We start from the raw sequence: 16,944 nt of genomic DNA on the forward strand, positions 1-16,944 counted from the left end.
AGCCGGGTTATTTGTGCGGCAGGGGATGGGTTAACAGGGCTTTAACTACGCTTTTCTGCAAAAAAAAGAGGTTTTTGACACATCTGTACAACAACTTGATACATCTGTACTAACACCTGCGGTGCCGGTCAGGGTATTTTGGTAGAGGTCTCTGCGTAAAAGTGCGGGGGCTGTGTGTCAAATCTGAATCCAAATCCTAAGTACCCCATGCGATACCGTGACTTATTTTTGCGTTTGTATCTGATGCTTTTTGCCGTACTTGCTTTTGCGCAGGCCGGCTACGCACAGCAGGTTATTTTTGTAAAGGCCAGTGCTACAGGCGCCAATGATGGCAGCTCCTGGCAGGATGCCTTTACGCAGCTTCAGCCCGCCATTGATGCCGCAACCGCTGCCGATCAGATCTGGGTGGCGGGGGGTACGTATTTCCCCACACAGCAGCGCATTGCCGGGGTAAACCGGAGCCGTTCGTTTGTTATTCCTTCATCCAAAGACGGATTGCGGTTGTTTGGTGGTTTTGCCGGTACCGAAACCCAGCTCTCCCAGCGGGTAAACCCGCAGGCGCACGTGAGCAGGCTCTCCGGAGATATGAATCAGGCCGATATGCAGCAGGACATATATATCGATAGCGATCGAATTGGCAACACCCTGCGACCGGAAACCCTGCAGCCTATCGATCACATAAGGGTGAATCTTTCTCTGATTAGGATTGGTTTTGTAGATGTAATAGGCATAGCTGATGATTCGAATGTGTTTAGTGTGCTGGCGTTAGGCAGCGGCATTACGCGGCAAACGGTAATTGACGGGTTCACGGTTTCGGGCGGGCATACCGGTCAGCAGAATCTCGAATTATTCTTCGATCCAGTCTCCTTTCAGCCTAATCCTTTTTACACCGGGGGCGGTCTCAACTGCGACGGCTGCAGTGCAATATTGAGGAACATGCGCTTTGAGGGGAATTACGCGATGTCTCGGGGTGGAGGAGCTTCGGTCTATGCTGGCGGAAATCCGCTTTTTGTGAATACGGTTTTTTACGGGAATGTAGCTGGTGGAGCTTTGCCGGGCCCCCCTCTCGATCGGCCGCTTTTTCAGTATATATTCCAGGGACAAATATTCAGTTTCGATTCGAGTATTGTAAGCAATGATAATGAAGGCGGAGCCTTGTATGTCGCTGAGGGCAGTTCGGCGGAAGTGGTGAGCAGTACCTTCTTCGGTAATTTGTCCTGGAATACTGGGAACCATGTTTATGCATCAGGCACTGTACACATACGCAACAGTATTTTATGGGGGCGGGAAGGATTGAATCACCCGGAAAATATATATTCGGTTATATATGCCGGCAGCGGAACGGTGCTGAACAGCATACTGGAAGCCAACTGCAGCGGCGGTATTGCCTGTGATCAGAACAGCCTTGCCGATCCTTTGCTTGATGCCGCCCTGCGGATTACCGATGAATCAAGCCCTGCGGTGGGTTTTGGTAATGTTGCGGCCATACCCTCCGATATCGACGATCTGAACGGCAACGGCAATACTACGGAGCCCCTGCCCTACGATGCCGCAGGAAACCCACGGATTGTCAGCGGCACTACCGATGCCGGTGCCTTCCAAACGCCGTTTGGCGGGATCAATGCGAGCCCCGCTGCGGCTTCGCCGGGGCAGCAGGTGGAACTGAGCTTCCCCGCGGCGAACACCACAACGGGGGTTTTGATAAATGGGTTACCCGCCTTAAACCTTACTGCGCTTGCAGCCAACCGCATCCGCTTTACCATACCAGAAGGCGCCACAACCGGGCTTTTAGATATCGTTACCCCTGATCAGACCTTTTCAACAGCAGAACCCCTGGTCGTTACGCCGGCAAGCGGAGGGCGGGCGCTGCGCGCCAATGGCAGTGGCTATGTGGAAATACCCGTCGGCAGCGACTTTGCCATCGCAAACGGGTTTAGCGTTTCTTTCTGGATACGGGCGACAAACACAAACGTTTTGGGCGGGGAAATCATCTCCAGGAGAACAACAGAGGATATTGTATCCTTACCCTCAGGCTCCTCCATCTGGGCCCTTGAGTGGAATGATAACCTTGTAAGGCCATTTCGTTTTAGAGGAATACTTGGAGAAGAAGGAAATAGTGAAATTGTTCCGGCAGGTGAAATTACACGAGAATCATTTTTTGGCGAACCGACAGCCTTTGCAGAATGGCAGCACATCACCTTGAATGCAACCCCGATAAATACAGCCGGGCGGATTGAGGTTAGGGTATTCGTATCGGATGTGCTTTTCTTAGATAGGCTAGATTATGATTTTTTTGACACTACAGCAGCAACCCTTCGCATTGGCAATGGTACCGGCTACGAAATAGATAATGTGATGTACTGGAACCGTGCCCTCAGCGAGGCCGAACTGTCTGATCTGCGCCGCAGGCATCTGAAGCTGAGTCCGTTTGACCCGGAAGCAGATGGCCTGATTGCCAGCTACCGTTTCGATGCCGACAGCCCGACAACGGTCTTTGACTATGCCGGAAGACGGAACGGTACCATTATCGGCGGTATCACCCGGTCGGCTTTCAGCGGCGCGGCAGTTGCCACGACCCTGTCCAACCCGGCGGGTCCGGCCGGCGCGCGCATCACCCTCAGCACCCCGGAATACAGGGCCTTCAGCGTAGGCGAACCCTATGGCGCGCTTGTACCGGGTACACAGCCCGGCGAGGGGTACGGCTTTGACGCTGTAGGCGTGCAGCACCGGCGCAGCCCGGTAAGCTGGGTAGTGCTGGCCGGCACCCCGCAGCCCACAGCGGTAACCCTCGATTATTCGGCTGTCGCTGCCCTTAGCGGAAGCGACCTGCACGTGATTCACCGGATTGAAGCCGGTAGGCCGTGGTACCCCGCGCCGGGTAACTGGGTCCATGACCCCGCGCAGCGAACCTTTAGCCGGGATAACACCGGGTTTTTGTTACCTGGGGAGTACAGCATTACCGATGTTGGGGGCGTATCGCTAACGGCTTTTGTAAGACCACACGCACAGCATGCCGGGCCCGGTGAACCGGTACAGTTTGTGGTAGGGTTAAAGAATACCGGCACCGATCCCCTCTCCGCGGCATCAGCTTTCGAGCTTAACTTTCAGGGGCTGGAAAACATATCGGTTTCGGGAGGGAGTCTCAGCGGTTCAACCTGGACCGTAAGCAGTGTGGATGCCGGCGCCACGCAAACCCTGCAGGTCACTGCAACGCGATCGGCTGACCCCGGGCCTGCCGGTCTGTCATACAGTGCCGTAAATCCGGTTGCCGGCATTCGAAATGCAGCGCATACCGCTCAGGTATTTGATCCCGTGTATGAAACAGGTCAGCATATTGACTTCTATGCTAGTGCAGCAGGCGGGGGTAATACGCTGGCTGACCCGGGCCTGATGGGGATCCTGGATTCGGATTTTACCGTAGAAGCCTGGGTTAAACGAAGAGTAAATTTTGTAGTAGCTAATGATCCGATCTTGTCACAGATAGGATTTGGGAGCTTGTTTTCCAATGTGCTGCGCATCGGACTGATTAACGGGCATCCCGTATTTAGCTTTAACGGCAGTCAGCTAACGGCTAACAACCCTGTTCAGGCAGATAGCAGCTGGCACCACATCGCCTTTACCTTCAGCAAACAAACCGGTGCGCGTACTATTTTTGTGGACGGCGTGCAAACCGCATCCGATGTAAATGTTACCGGGCCGGTTGTCCTCAACACACCGATTACACTCACGATGGCGGCTAATCAGGTTGACTCTCAAGGCCGAAGGGTAAATTTGATATCTTTTCAAGATAAAATGCACAATCTTCGTATCTGGGATGTGGCGCTCACACGGGAAGAGATTCTGGAGCGCATGCACCGGCATATATCGCCCGATGACCCCCTGTCTCAGTCGCTAACAGCGGATTTCCGCATTACAGAAGGGCAGGGACCCCTGCTTTTTGACTATGCCGGAAGCCAACGGGTAAATTTTATAGACCTCCCTGCACAGGTATGGAAAACGCGGGGCGGGGTTCTTTTCGGGCAGCAGAACGCTGTAGCTACGCAGGATACCCCGGCTGCCGTTGGCCTGCCCGGTGCTTCGCTAACCGTCTCGGGCGTTTCCGAGCGGGAGGTGCTCCTGCACCTTTCCGGCCAGCCCGACGGCCCGGACCGCACCCCCGCCGATACCGGCGAGTCGTTCGCCGAAACCTTTGCCGGCTTCGTTACCGGTCGTCCCAACGTAACCTGGAGCCTGAGCACAACACCCGGCGATACGCTGCAGGCCGATCTCGAACTCGCCTACGGAGCGCTGAGCCTGTCGGAAGAGCCTGCCGAACGCCTGTTCGTGCTTTACAGAACCGGCCCTGATCAGGATTGGGATTTTGATGAAGGCTGGAACCATCACCCGGATACCAAAACCTTTACGCGTTCGGGAGACGTACTGGCCGGCGAGTACAGCATCATCTCCATCCCCACGGCCCGGCTCGCGATTGAAACTGAGATACTGGAGCTGGGCGACCCTGACGAAAACGGCTTCCGTATTCGACTCACGGCCACCAATACCGGCTTGGATACACCGGCCCAGACCACGGTCGCAACGCTGGCCAGCCGCACGGGCGCGTTCCTGAACCTTCAGGCTGAAGGCAACGGCTTCGACACCGAAACCCTGAGCTGGAACGTACCCGACCTCGGCGCCGGGCAGTCCGTGAGCGTGATACTCAGCGGCACCTTTAATGACAACATCCCGGTAGCACTGAGCTCGGAAATCACGGGTACGGAAGTCTTTAACCTGTCAACGCAGGTGCAACGCACGGCCGGACTCATCCTTGCTAAGGCTCCCTACGCGGCGGGTTCGACCGTTGCGCCCCAATTCGACCTGCTACCCGGCGTTTCCGGAACCGATTTTGGTCTGGTGAACAGCAGCTTCACGGTAGAAGCCTGGGTGCGCCCGAATACAATTTCCGGGGATCAGGCCATTCTGGGTCAGGCGATGCCCGGCAATCCCGACAACCGCACCCTGCACCTGATTCTGCGCAATGGCAGGGTTCACATGGGCTTTTTTGGGGATGACCTTCAGGGGCAAACCGACGTTCCGGCCCAGCAGTGGTCGCATGTGGCCTTCACCTACGATGTGACGACCAACAGCCGCGTTGTGTATCTGAACGGAGTAGCCGACGGCTCGGATACGTCAGGCGGCCCGTTTCTGGGCGAAGGCACGGTGTTTATCGGCAGGTGGAATGATGGCAATTTCCTGAACGGTCAGTTTGATGAGCTGCGCATCTGGAACCGGGTGCGTAGCCCGGAGGAAATCCGCCAGAATATGCACCGCACCATTTCCCAAAGCGAGCCCGATTTCCAGGACCTGACGGCCTACTACCGCTTCGATGAAGGAGAGGGCACCATCGCCCACGACCTGCGCGGCGGTTTCCATGCCACCATCGCCGGCTCATTGGAAAACGCCTGGCAAATCAGCGCGGCTCCGGTAGGGCAGCAGGCAGTGGTGGTAACCGCCGGTACAGCAGCGCAGGTCGGCGTGGCAGGCAGCAGCCTGGGTCTGAGCGGGCTCACCGGCAGCGATGCGGGCCTGTACAGCTTTGGACTGGCAGGCAGTGATCTGCGCACCGCTGCAAATGCGGGCGGCAGCTTCAGCGCGCTCGAAGATCAGGGCATAGATGCGCGCACCTCCGTGGGATGGGGCGTGCGGGCCGGCGATGATTCCGAAGGCACGCTCACCCTGACCTTTGACGGGTTCGATGCCGAATCTCCGGTGCTGCAGTCCCCTGGCCTGCTGTACCGCCCCGCCGCAGATCAGCCCTGGGAACTGCAGTCCGACAGCCTGTGGGTCAAGAGCATCGCCCAGAATACCTTCACCTTTACCGGCGAACTGGCTTCCGGGGAGTACGTGCTTGCGCCCTTCCCGTTCCTGAACGCGCCCTACGCCGGCACGACCCCCGGCTGGCGCATGGTCGGCGCCCCCGGCGCGTTTGCCCGCTACGACAACGTGCTGGCCGACATCTGGACGCAGGGTTTCCCAGGCGCTTCGGCCGGCGACGACGGTGATCCCAACGTGTTTATCTATGATGAGGGCGCCCGAAGCTGGGTGCCGCCCGCGTCTGCGACCAACATTCTGGGCACAACCAGCGACACGGGCTTCCGCTCAGCCGGTCGAACGGCCATTGTCTATTTCTTTGAAGATCAGCTGCCCTTCAATGTGCGCTACGCCGGTCTGTTTAACGCCGAAGAAACGGAGCTCACGCTCCCGGCCACCGTACTCACCGAAGACGACGGCTTTCAGGGATGGCATCTGGTGTCCAACCCGTTTCCCTTCCCCATCGACTGGACGCGCGTAGTCGCCGACGGGCTCAACGAAGTGGCTCCGCCCATCTTTATTTACGACGCCGATACCTTTGATGGCATGGGCGGCTACCGCGTGCACTATGGCTTCAACATCCCGGGCCTGCCGGGGCAGATTCAGCATGATGGCATCATCCCGCCTTTCCAGGGCTTCTTCATCCGGACTGCGCAGATTGACGGTACGCCGGGGACGCTGACCTTCAGGCCCTCGCATCGGCCGGTCAACGGCGGCGGGGGCGGACAGCTCTTCCGTCAGGGCGACGAAGAAGAGCCGGAAGCCCCGCTGCACCTGCTGCTGTCGGTGGAAAATGCGGACGGCTCGCAGGCGCGCAGCAGCCTGCTCAAAATTGAGCAGACCGATGAGGCGGAGCAGGCCGGGCAGGTTCTTTCCGAGCTGGGGATGCCGGCCTCGCTGGTCTGGGGATGAGCTCCTGTTCGGACTTCGGGGCGGCCATGGTCAGTTTGGGCCGCTGAGCATGAAGCATCAGCGGATGCAGGCGGGCAACACCTACAGCTTTCCGCTGTTGTTCGACGCACAGCGCGCGGGCAGCTACACCCTGCGCATCCCGACCCTGGAAAACTGGCAGCATGGGCAGGTTCGCCTGACCGATCACCACACAGGCGAGACGGTGGTAATGGAGGCAGGCAGCACCTATGTGTTCGGGCACAGCCCGTCGCAGGGGCGTCCTGCCGCTGAAGAAGGCCGCCGCATGCAAGCCGCGTCGGGCAGCTTTGAAGCGACCCGCGCGGTGACGGAGCGAATGGCTTCGGTGTCGGCCTCCTCAGTAAATCCGCGAGCACTGCCGGCGCCGGTGGGCTTCCGGAACAGCGGGCCTGCCCAATTGGATATAACAGCGCCAACTGGCGGAAATGCCGGTTTAGCTGCGATGCAGCCCGCGAATGAGGGGCGTCCCGCGGGTATGGCGCCGCGTTTCACGCTGCAGCTGCTGTTCAGCGAACCCGAGCAGATTCAGCCGGAGCTGCCCGCGCAGCTGGCCCTGGACCAGAACTACCCGAACCCCTTCAACCCGACCACAACCATACAGTACGCGCTGCCCGAATCGGGGCACATCCGCCTCGACGTGTTCAACGTGCTGGGTCAGCGGGTAGCGACGCTGATCAACGGGGAGCAGACAGCGGGCTTCCACAGCCTGCAGTTCGACGGCTCGCGCCTGTCGAGCGGCGTGTACCTGTACCGCCTGCAAACCAGCAATCAGGTGATCACCCGCAAGATGCTGCTGCTCAAATAAAAGCAGCGCCCTCCGGGACAGGAAGCGAAGCCCTGCAGGTGAATCAGCACATAGCATTGCAGCGAACAGCCTACGCCCCGCTGCAATGCTTTGCAATCCATCACGGCTACCAACTGATAAATCAGACTGAACTGCTGATCTCGGTCTTCTGTCTTCTGACTTCTGTCCTCTGCCCTCTGTCCTCCGTCCACAAACTTTTCCCCCCAAAATTTCTGATCTCATGAAAAATCGCATCAAACACTTCTTTGTCACTCTCTTTTTTATCGCAGCGCTTGTGCTGTTCATCGACATCAATCCCGCTGAAGCGCAGTACCGCGACGAACCGGACTGGGGCCGGCAGGGTACGGCGCAGCCTGCGGGCAATCCTTCCGGTCCGCCTCTGCCGCCGGGTGCACCGCAGCAAACCCCGATCGGCGGTGGTCTCGCCCTGCTGCTCGCCGCGGGCGGTGCCTACGCGATTAAGAAACTCAAGCATAAACCTTGAGTAGGCGGACACCCTACGCGGAGAAACCACAAACCGTGGATAATGAACTCCGGATCAGACGGATTGGCGGGATTGTGCGGGTTTTAAATGCGGCTTGAGGATCCGTTAGGTCGTACCACTTATCTAAGCCGCATTATTCACTTCGCGGGAATTGCTACGCTCGTTACACAGTATTTACACCACACTCAAATTTGGGCTATCGGTTTTTTTCACTAAGCCAAATTTAAACCTGCATTTAGCGAATAAATCCTGTTTAAATGTGAATAATGCGGGTCAACCCCCGTCAGCTTATAGCAATAATCAACTCAAATGCGGCAATGCAGGCCTTTGAGATAGGCGGTTTCGGGTACGCTGAGACGCACCGGGTGGTCGGCAGATTGGTGGTAAAGACCGGTAATGGCGGCTTCTGCACCTGCGTCGAGGGCTGCGGAAGCCACGATTTTCTGGAACAGCTCGGCATTTACGCCGCCGGAACAAGAAAAAGTAGCGAGCCAGCCGCCGGGACGAAGGAGGCCAAAGGCCAGACGGTTGATGTCCTTATATCCCCGTGCGGCCCGCTGCGCCTGTGAGGCAGTATGGGCAAACTTGGGTGGATCAAGGATGATGCCGTCAAAGCTGCGGCCTTCCTGTGTGAAGCGGCGCAGGGTTTGGAAAACATCTTCCTGCACCCATTCGAAACGATCAGCTGAAAAGCCGTTCAGGGCAGCATTCTCCTGTGCGAGTTGCAGGGCTTCAGCGGATACATCGATCGAAGTGATGTGTTTTGCGCCGTTTTTGGCAGCAGCGAGTGAAAAGCCGCCGGTGTAGCTAAAACAGTTCAGGATCTCCCGACCCGCACTTTCCAGCCCTACAAGTCGCCGGCTCTCGCGCTGATCGAGGTAAAAACCGGTCTTGTGCCCGGCCTCAATATCAATGCGGTACTGAATTCCATCTTCGGTAATCACCAGCCTTGTATCGGGCTTGGCTGTTCCTGCGCCTTTAGCGGTTAGGAGCCAGCCCTTTGTTTTGGGCAGTCCTTCAAGCTTGCGGACCTCTGTGTCCGAGCGCTCATAAATGGCCACAGCACCTGTTTCCTGCAAAAGTGCGCGAGCCACGACAGCTTTCCAGCGCTCAGCACCGGCGGAGAGGCACTGCATAACAATGACTTCCCCGTAGCGGTCAGCAACGATTCCGGGGAGTCCATCGGATTCGGCATGTATCAGCCGGCTGACACTACCGCTTTCCCGTGGCGCAAAGCTCGCGGATTCCCGGAAATCCACAGCCTGCGCCACCCGCTGCCAGAAAAAAGTTTCATCAATTGAATCGGCGGGATCGAAGCTCCATACTTTGGCGCGAATTTGTGATTTAGGCGACCAAGCGGCGAGACCCAGTGAGGTGCCGTCAGCCGCCTCAACCCGAACTGTCTCGCCCGGCTGCGGCTTACCTGTCACGGTTTTTATCGCACCGGAAAAAATCCAGGGATGCCGCCGCAGCATGGATTTTACGCGACCGGGTTTGAGGAGCAAGACAGGAAGAGAGGATGACATGGCTGCAAATTTTAAAATGAGGAGGTTGATGTCCCGGGTTTGTTTTGGCAAATATATAGCGCTACGAAGTAAAATACGCCAATTTCAACAGCACCGCTTGAAACCGTTGTGAATAAGGTTAAGATATTAGTGATCTGATTTCCGGATTTGCTGAAGCCTGAGTTCCTGCCTGCTTCAAAGCGGAGTTCCGGAGCCTTCGCTTTAGCCCTCGCGGATGATCGCACGCGGGTTGGGCGAAGGCAGCGGGATTGGCTTTCTCCGCTTCGTCCTGTTTTGAACAGGATTTTTTAGGATTAAGGGATGGACAGGATGTTTTAAACCAAACTTCCCTTCACACGACCTTCAAGTGACCCGTAAAGCTGATACCTGCCACTGAAATCATCCGCACCCAAACGCCGGCCGGGTCATCCCGAACACTTATCATTTGGCAAGAACATATCGAAGTCAGAAAAATCAACTCCAGCTCAAAACCTATTAAGGCGGCATGTGAGGGATCTCCATCGGCCGAATACGACCCGGGGCAGATGGCTCTCCGGATTTTTTCCAGTTTGTGCATGACTCGAAACCTAATCACCAGATCCTTCGACTCCGCCTTCGCTGCGCTCCGGCTCCGCTCAGGATGACAGGGGCATTTTCCAAAACCCCGGCGCGGCCTGCCGCGCCGCTTGACGCGTGGCGAAACTGTCATCCTGAGCGAAGCGCAGCGGAGTCGAAGGATCTCGCAGAGTAGGGCTCCGCAGCGTTGATCCATATCGGGGCAGGTCCGCTGGAAGGGATCTCTCACACGAAGCTTCGATGGGCTGTCGGTGCAGGTTGTCTTGCCGGGGCTTTGATTGCAGCCCTGCCATGCCCGGCTGTTCGAGATGACCTTTTTTTTAATGTATCCTTCCGTCATCCGTCATCCGTCTTCCGTCCATTCCGCTTCAGCGGTCCGCGGTCCGCCGTCCACCAAAAACAACTTGCCTGCCGATCACCTTTAGAGCTCGGCGATGACGGCTTCGTGTGTTTGGGTGTCGTAGAGGGCGACGGTGGCGCGCTCGCCGAAGCCGTGCGCGCTGCCGGGGTTGATCCACAAGGTTTTGCCCTCGGATTTGGTGAAGGCTGTGTGGGTGTGACCGGTCACGACGACGTCGTACTCGCGGCATTTGACGAGGGCTTCGGAGATGGCTTCCTGTGTGCCGTGATAGAGGGCGATGCGGCGGCCTTCGAAGGTGAGGCTCGCAAACTCAGCGTAGTGCTCGGCGCCGATGGCCTCCATTTTCATGAGGATGCGGTAGGCGTCGCCGTCGTTGTTGCCGAAAACGGCGTGCAGCTCGAAACCCTCAAATTCGGGCACGGTGAAGGGGCTGCAAAAATCGCCGGCATGCAGGAGGGTCGTGATGCCCTGCAGCCGGAACAGGCTCATGGCCTTGCGGATGTTGGTGACGTGATCGTGCGTATCTGAGATGAGTCCGATTTTCATGGGAGTACGTCTGTTTTAGGTGAGGCTTTCTTATACAGTCGTTTGCGCTTTCTTGTTTAATTATCATAGTACAAAAGCCCGTCAAACTCAAGGCGTTCCCCACCCGGATTTCCCTGTCGGCAGGCTTAGACGTGAGACACGCAAAACAAGCCCGCACAAACCACGGCCGCCGTTTCCGCGCGGAGACGCTGCGGGCCGAGGTGCAGCAGTTTCATCCCGGGCAGGGCTTGGGCCGCCGCAACTTCATCATCACTAAAACCGCCTTCGGGACCGATAAAAAGCAGGATTTCCGCCGGCGACTTTGATTTTGCATCATCCCATATTCCCATGAAGCTTTGCGAGGCATTGCCATCAGCGCGGACCATCTTTTCGTGCGCCATCACCGGCAGCAGGCTTTCTCCGGCTGAGGCCATGTGCTCCAGCGCATCCTGAAAACTAACCAGCTGAATTTCCGGAATCCATGCCGAAAGACTTTGTTTGGCAGCGCTAAGCGCAAGGGCTTCGAGTCGGTCAGTTCGTAGTTTTTGCCGCTCTGTGCGCTCGGTTTCCCCGATCAGAATGCGGTGTACCCCCAGCTCGGTCAGCTTTTCAACAGCCCACTCCATGCGCTGCCGGTTTTTGAGCATGCCCAGGAAAACGGTGACAGCCGGTACAGGCTTGGGCATTTCTTCTGCAGAGACAATTTCGGCGGAGGCCTTTTTTTTACCTTCGGGCCTGAACCGCGCCAAAGCCACCGTCCCGCGTCCGTTTATGAGTCGGATATCATCCCCATCCCGCAGCCGCAGCACCTTTCCAGCGTGATGGGCTTCATCAGGGGGGAGCGGCACAAGCGAGGCCGCTTTAGTTAGTTCAGGCGTAAAAAAAGTGTGCAAGGGTTCGCAGAAAAGCGCTTAGCTATTGGTCTTCACGTAAACATCACCGGGTACAAAGCGGGTCTCTCCGGTAATGAGCATTTTCTGAACATACGGGTGACACATCCCGCATCCCTTACAGGCAATATCGTTGGCAATAATATCATCAACCGTCTTACAGTCGAGCTCCTGAGCCAGTTCAAGGATTGCATCAAATTTCTTGCGGTGGCAGACACACATCTTTACGGATCTTCGGTCATACGTCATATTAAATCAATATTAGGGTGTTGCAACAGGTATCAATAGTAGCATTAAAAAAAAGCAATAACAGCGATCAGGAATGCGAAACCTGCCCGCTTAGGGCTTGAAATGTTTGCTGAGCTTCAGGTTTTGCCCCTGATAATTACTCACTACCCCGGAGCCGTAGCTCGTTTCGGGCAGCGCGGTATTGGATTCAAAAACCATGCTGAAAAACGTTTGCCCGTCTTCAACAAGGAAGGGTACGTCGTGCGAGCGGACTTCCAGCACAGCCCGGGCCCCACCGGGATTGGCACCAAATCCGCTGTCAAAAAAACCGGCATAGTGCGTGCGGAGCTCCCCCGAACCGGTATCGTAGGGCACCATTTCTCCGGCCAGATGGTCCGGTATGCGGCATCGTTCTTTGGAAGCAAAAATGTAAAAAGCCTCCGGTTCCAGAATAATAAAATCTTCCCGCTGCGCATAAATCGGCTCCCAAAACGAAAAAGGATCGTAATACCCGATCAGGCTCAGGTCAATTACCGCCCGGTTTTTACGGGCACGGTAGCCGATCAGACCGTCTTCACCGCCCTGAAGGTCAACACTCATAAAAAGCCCGTTACCGAGTTTAAGGTCGGCATCCGCGATCGCCTCGCCCCCCTCCCCAAACAATATCGGCGTTCGGGCATGCGCCGCCCGGACTTCCTCATCCGATAACCGGGTGTTGCCGTGCCGCAGCCGCAGCTGATTCAGCTTCTGACCGGTCTGCACCCGTATCGGAAACGACTTCGGCACGACCTCCAGAAACAGCGGACCCTTGTAGCCGGGAGCGATTTCCTCGAAACGGTGCGAATAATCAGTCACGAGCCGCGTAAAAATATCAAGCCGTCCGGTCGTGCTCTTGGGGTTGGTCCGTGCACTGATCCGGCTCTCGGTTTCCAGCGCAAACTCCCCGCCGCTGCCATCCGTCAGTGCGTAGGTTTGAGAAGTCGTTTCAGGAAGAATCAGGTGCTCCAGCAACGGAATGATATACGTGCAGTTGGGCTCCAGCACGCCCCCTTCTTCAATAGAAAACTCATGCTGACACAGCTTGTTTATTTTAGCTTCTACCGTCTCATTTTCGGGCAAAAACCCGCAACGCACGCGATAAGCAACACGGCCCAGGCGAAGGTCGATTGAATTGGGCTGAAACTGTTCGTCTTCAAAAGGATACGCAGCGTCAGTTCGGATTACCCCGTACGAAACCAGCTGTTTGAGCTGTTGCACGGGCAAAATCCCTTTTTTGCGGATGGTTAAATTCATGGCCTTAATATAGAATTTCCACCCCAACAATAAAAAAATCCGAAGGCAATTCTGCACGATTTTGTAATAAATTTCCGAATATTTTTACGTCTTTATTACGATACAAAAATCAAGATACCTAAATTTAATTATCAAACTCAGATTTTGTCAATTCCTGAAACGCAAGCCAAGACCTTGTTTTTGCACCCGATACCAACAACACCCCCGGCCTACCAGCTGATACAATCTTTTTTTTGGGGGAAACTCAGAGAACATCACGGTCTTTCGTGATAGCTTGCAAGATCCCAAATCAAAGATGAAGGAATTGCTTTTTTTGGACGGCAGACGGCAATGGAGACGGCGGACGGCGGACGACAGACCGCGGACGGCAGAAGTCAAAAGACGGAAGACAGGACATCATCTCAAAAAAACAAAAAAACGCGTCATCTCGAACAGCGGGACATGCCACCGCACTCCTCAAGGTTTTGAAGCAATGCTAAACCCGGCAGCCCATCGAAGCCTCATGTGAGAGATCCCCTTCAGCTGTCACGCCCAGATACAGATCAACGATAGTCAGCTGCGCAATACGAGATCCTTCGACTCCGCTGCGCTTCGCTCAGGATGACAAGCTCGAACTGCAATAAGCGGCGCGGCCTGCCGCGCCGCTATTTTGAAAACGCCCCTGTCATCCTGAGCGGAGTCGTAGCGCAGCGAAGACGAAGTCGAAGGATCTGGTGATCAGGTTTGAGAAGCTGGTTCGGACGCTCTGTTAATCCGTGCTGTGTTTATGTCCCCCCCAACGGCGTCATCCCGGAAACGCCCACCCAGGTACTTGATAAATATAAGCATAACTCAACGGCGTTATCCGGGATCTACCAGCTTCGGCCTGCAAAAGCGAATGCACACATTTCAGAACAAGCCTCCCAACCCTACTATAACATCGCGACAGCTCCCGGTTGGCAGATCCTGGATAATGCTGCGCATCTTTTCGAGAAGATAAAAAAACGCCGATTTGCAGCATTTCCAGGTTGACAGCGTGGGCTTTAAGTCACAAACGAAGCCGGTCCCACAGGCAGGCCCGGTATCAGGTTAGCTCGCTGATTTCACCACATCCTGTCCATCCCATAATCCTAAAAATCCTGTTCAAAAAACAGCGAAGCGGGGCAGGCCAATCCGCCAAGGTCCCGCGGCATCCCAAAAATCCCCGCGACATCAAACCAAAACAGGGTTTCAACGCCCAAATAGCATCACCCTAAAATCATCCGCATCTTCCTGCGGAATGAGCGGCGTGCGCAGGTTGAAATGCCGCTGGAGACAAGCATGATAGGCCGCATAGCTGCGGTAAAAGTGCCGCAGGTTTTCCTCATCCTGCGCAAGATGAGCAAGCGTGAAGCGGTCCGGCGCGGTTTCCGCGATCGGCTCCAGCAGCCGGAGCAGGGCCGGGCTTTCACCCGACAAAAACTGCCGCGTCAAACGGTGCAGCAAACAGACGGGAACATCGAAAGTGTGCGTGTAGATGCGCGGGGTCAGCACGCGCGTGAGCTCGCGGGGCAGCGGATCCTCCCCCAAAATGCTGTACCGGAACAGCAACCGGTTCAGCGCCCCCAGCGCCCGCCGAACGGGCCCGTGCCCCTTAAACGCCCCGAACACCTGCCCGGCAAAACCGTCCGGAACGGACATCCGCAGCTCAAGCCGGAGCGAAAAATCCGTTGGGCGGCTCAGCAGCAGGAAGTAGTAGGTCTCCGGCGATTTGTTCGCGCTGTTGTAGGGCGGACGGTGCAGCCGTATCAGGCGGTTTTCTTCGAGCAGGGCTTCGGTTTCACCGGCAGTCAGGTGCCAGCTGATGCGCGCGGTCTCTCTGATCAGCCGGATAATTTTGCGGGAGACCGATGACGGCTTCGCATTTTTGTAGCTGAACAGCCGGTTCCGCAGGTTGCACGATTTTCCGGCGTAGAGCACTTCCCCCTCACCCGACCAAAACAAATAGACACCCGGCCCTTTTGGGATTTCCTCCCAAAAGATTTCCCCCAGCCACCCTTTAAGCGGATTTTGAGCTGGCAGCAGCCGGAACTGTTCACGGGGGACGGGCATAAATCGCGTCGTTTTCTTTAGGGTGATGGAGTTGTCTGCCCCAAAATAAGCGTTACAGGTGTCAGAAGCTGTCACCTTGCAGCAAGCCAAATTCGAATAAAGCAGACTTGTAAAAGCATCCGAATTGCAGCATATTGCAACGCACCAATCATCCCAAAAAAACGCTACATGTTTCATTCTTCCTTTATTGAACTCAATAAAGCAGCCTATCAGCAAAACATTTCTTTTCTCAGATCGCGCTTTGGTCCGGACGTCCGTTTTTCGGCAGTCATCAAGGGCAACGCCTACGGACACGGCATCGAAAACATCCTCCCCATGGCCGAAGAACTCGACATCCGCCATTTCTCGGTATTCTGCGCGGATGAAGCCCTCAAAGCCCTGAACGCCCGCACTGCCGACAGCGAAATTATGATTATGGGGATGATTGATGACGCCGCCCTCGAGTGGGCGGTGGAGCACGACGTCAGTTTTTATGTCTTCGAGCTCGAACGGGTGAAGGCCGCGGTTGAAGCGGCGAAGAAACTGCGCAAACCCGCACGCATGCACATTGAGCTTGAAACAGGCATGTACCGCACCGGCTTCAACCGGGAAGAGCTTCAGGAAGCCCTTGATTTTATTTCGGATGAGCGGCAGCATCTCACCATTGAAGGACTGTGCACGCACTTTGCCGGGGCCGAGAGCGTGACCAACTACCTCCGGGTCAAAAATCAGATGAAAGCTTACGGCAAGCTGCACCGCATGGTCGATAAGAGCGGCATCCCTTACCGTATGTGCCATACGGCCTGTTCTGCAGCTGCGCTGCGCTACCCCAAAACCCGCATGGACATGGTGCGCATCGGCATTGCGCAGTACGGACTGTGGCCCAACCGCGAAACCTACCTGTTCGATGTGGTCGAGCGAAACGGCGACGAGACCTCGGAGAACCCGCTGCGGCGCGTCATCAGCTGGAAAAGCCGGGTGATGAGCACCAAAACGGTGCCGCCCAACCGCTTCATCGGCTACGGCACAACCTACCTCACCAATCACGCAACCGACATAGCAACGGTGCCGGTCGGCTACACGCACGGCTTCAGCCGCAACCTCAGCAACCTCGGCCGCGTGCTCGTAAACGGACGCCGCGTACCCGTCATCGGCCTCGTAAACATGAACATGATGATGGTGGACGTGACCGGCATAGAAGGCGTCGAAAAAGGCTCAGAAGTCATCATCATAGGGGAAAAAGGCGGCATCGACATGACCGTCGGCTCCTTCTCCGAACTCACCAACATGCTCAACTACGAAACCCTCGCCCGCCTGCCCGAGAAAATCCCGCGCTACATTATTTGAACGCATATTTTTTGTTCAGTCAGCGCTTTAGGAGAGTTGATAAGCGCCTTGATAATAACGACTTTGAGGCTCGTGTTACGTCATTATATTTTTTGGCTGGAAAT

General features: G+C 56.0%; 10 protein-coding genes. 4 read left to right on the top strand and 6 right to left on the bottom strand.

All coding sequences use genetic code 11. The features are described from left to right. The first annotated feature begins 207 nt into the window (after positions 1-207). The 3 genes from CYPRO_RS10885 (at position 208) to CYPRO_RS10895 (ending at position 8,066) form a co-directional block, all read left to right on the top strand. Positions 208-6,759 carry a LamG-like jellyroll fold domain-containing protein gene (locus tag CYPRO_RS10885; protein ID WP_114984639.1) on the top strand — a complete coding sequence of 2,184 codons (6,552 nt, stop codon included), beginning with the start codon at positions 208-210 and terminating at the stop codon, positions 6,757-6,759. A 49-nt stretch (positions 6,760-6,808) separates the two neighbouring features. Continuing rightward, positions 6,809-7,582 (top strand): T9SS type A sorting domain-containing protein, encoded by a 774-nt coding sequence (locus CYPRO_RS10890; RefSeq protein ID WP_164682688.1) that lies wholly within the window; start codon positions 6,809-6,811, stop codon positions 7,580-7,582. A gap of 220 nt (positions 7,583-7,802) precedes the next feature. Further along, positions 7,803-8,066, top strand: a complete 264-nt coding sequence (locus CYPRO_RS10895; protein WP_114984640.1) for a PID-CTERM protein-sorting domain-containing protein — start codon at positions 7,803-7,805, stop codon at positions 8,064-8,066. 305 nt (positions 8,067-8,371) lie between these two features. On the opposite strand, the gene CYPRO_RS10900 is transcribed toward CYPRO_RS10895, so the two are convergent. From CYPRO_RS10900 to CYPRO_RS10930, 6 genes are all read right to left on the bottom strand, one after another. After that, a complete protein-coding gene (locus CYPRO_RS10900) occupies positions 8,372-9,592 on the bottom strand; it encodes a class I SAM-dependent rRNA methyltransferase (protein WP_114984641.1) in 1,221 nt (406 codons plus the stop codon). A 976-nt stretch (positions 9,593-10,568) separates the two neighbouring features. Continuing rightward, positions 10,569-11,054 (bottom strand): metallophosphoesterase, encoded by a 486-nt coding sequence (locus CYPRO_RS10910; RefSeq protein ID WP_114984643.1) that lies wholly within the window; start codon positions 11,052-11,054, stop codon positions 10,569-10,571. 125 nt (positions 11,055-11,179) lie between these two features. After that, complete coding sequence (locus CYPRO_RS10915) at positions 11,180-11,926, bottom strand: RsmE family RNA methyltransferase (protein WP_114984644.1); 747 nt, start codon at positions 11,924-11,926, stop codon at positions 11,180-11,182. Between the two features lie 18 nt (positions 11,927-11,944). Further along, a complete protein-coding gene (locus CYPRO_RS10920) occupies positions 11,945-12,172 on the bottom strand; it encodes a hypothetical protein (RefSeq protein ID WP_114984645.1) in 228 nt (75 codons plus the stop codon). Positions 12,173-12,262: 90 nt separating this feature from the next. Continuing rightward, positions 12,263-13,444, bottom strand: a complete 1,182-nt coding sequence (locus CYPRO_RS10925; RefSeq protein WP_114984646.1) for a 2'-deoxycytidine 5'-triphosphate deaminase — start codon at positions 13,442-13,444, stop codon at positions 12,263-12,265. Positions 13,445-14,653: 1,209 nt separating this feature from the next. Beyond that, positions 14,654-15,514, bottom strand: a complete 861-nt coding sequence (locus tag CYPRO_RS10930) for a GIY-YIG nuclease family protein (protein WP_164682719.1) — start codon at positions 15,512-15,514, stop codon at positions 14,654-14,656. 168 nt (positions 15,515-15,682) lie between these two features. Here CYPRO_RS10930 and alr point away from each other — a divergent pair, with 168 nt between their 5' ends. Further along, on the top strand, positions 15,683-16,840 hold the full coding sequence (alr, locus tag CYPRO_RS10935; RefSeq protein ID WP_114984648.1) for an alanine racemase: 1,158 nt from the start codon (positions 15,683-15,685) through the stop codon (positions 16,838-16,840). Positions 16,841-16,944: the final 104 nt, after the last annotated feature.

This window comes from Cyclonatronum proteinivorum, from assembly GCF_003353065.1.
In the GTDB taxonomy this organism is placed as follows: Bacteria; Bacteroidota; Rhodothermia; order Balneolales; family Cyclonatronaceae; genus Cyclonatronum; species Cyclonatronum proteinivorum.

Bases quoted from the DNA above. Each gene is read 5' to 3' on its own strand.
- CYPRO_RS10925 (WP_114984646.1), bottom strand. From the start codon at position 13,444: ATGAATTTAACCATCCGCAAAAAAGGGATTTTGCCCGTGCAACAGCTC.
- CYPRO_RS10900 (WP_114984641.1), bottom strand. From the start codon at position 9,592: ATGTCATCCTCTCTTCCTGTCTTGCTCCTCAAACCCGGTCGCGTAAAA.
- CYPRO_RS10890 (WP_164682688.1), top strand. From the start codon at position 6,809: ATGAAGCATCAGCGGATGCAGGCGGGCAACACCTACAGCTTTCCGCTG.
- alr (WP_114984648.1), top strand. From the start codon at position 15,683: ATGTTTCATTCTTCCTTTATTGAACTCAATAAAGCAGCCTATCAGCAA.
- CYPRO_RS10910 (WP_114984643.1), bottom strand. From the start codon at position 11,054: ATGAAAATCGGACTCATCTCAGATACGCACGATCACGTCACCAACATC.
- CYPRO_RS10930 (WP_164682719.1), bottom strand. From the start codon at position 15,514: ATGCCCGTCCCCCGTGAACAGTTCCGGCTGCTGCCAGCTCAAAATCCG.
- CYPRO_RS10885 (WP_114984639.1), top strand. From the start codon at position 208: ATGCGATACCGTGACTTATTTTTGCGTTTGTATCTGATGCTTTTTGCC.
- CYPRO_RS10895 (WP_114984640.1), top strand. From the start codon at position 7,803: ATGAAAAATCGCATCAAACACTTCTTTGTCACTCTCTTTTTTATCGCA.
- CYPRO_RS10920 (WP_114984645.1), bottom strand. From the start codon at position 12,172: ATGACGTATGACCGAAGATCCGTAAAGATGTGTGTCTGCCACCGCAAG.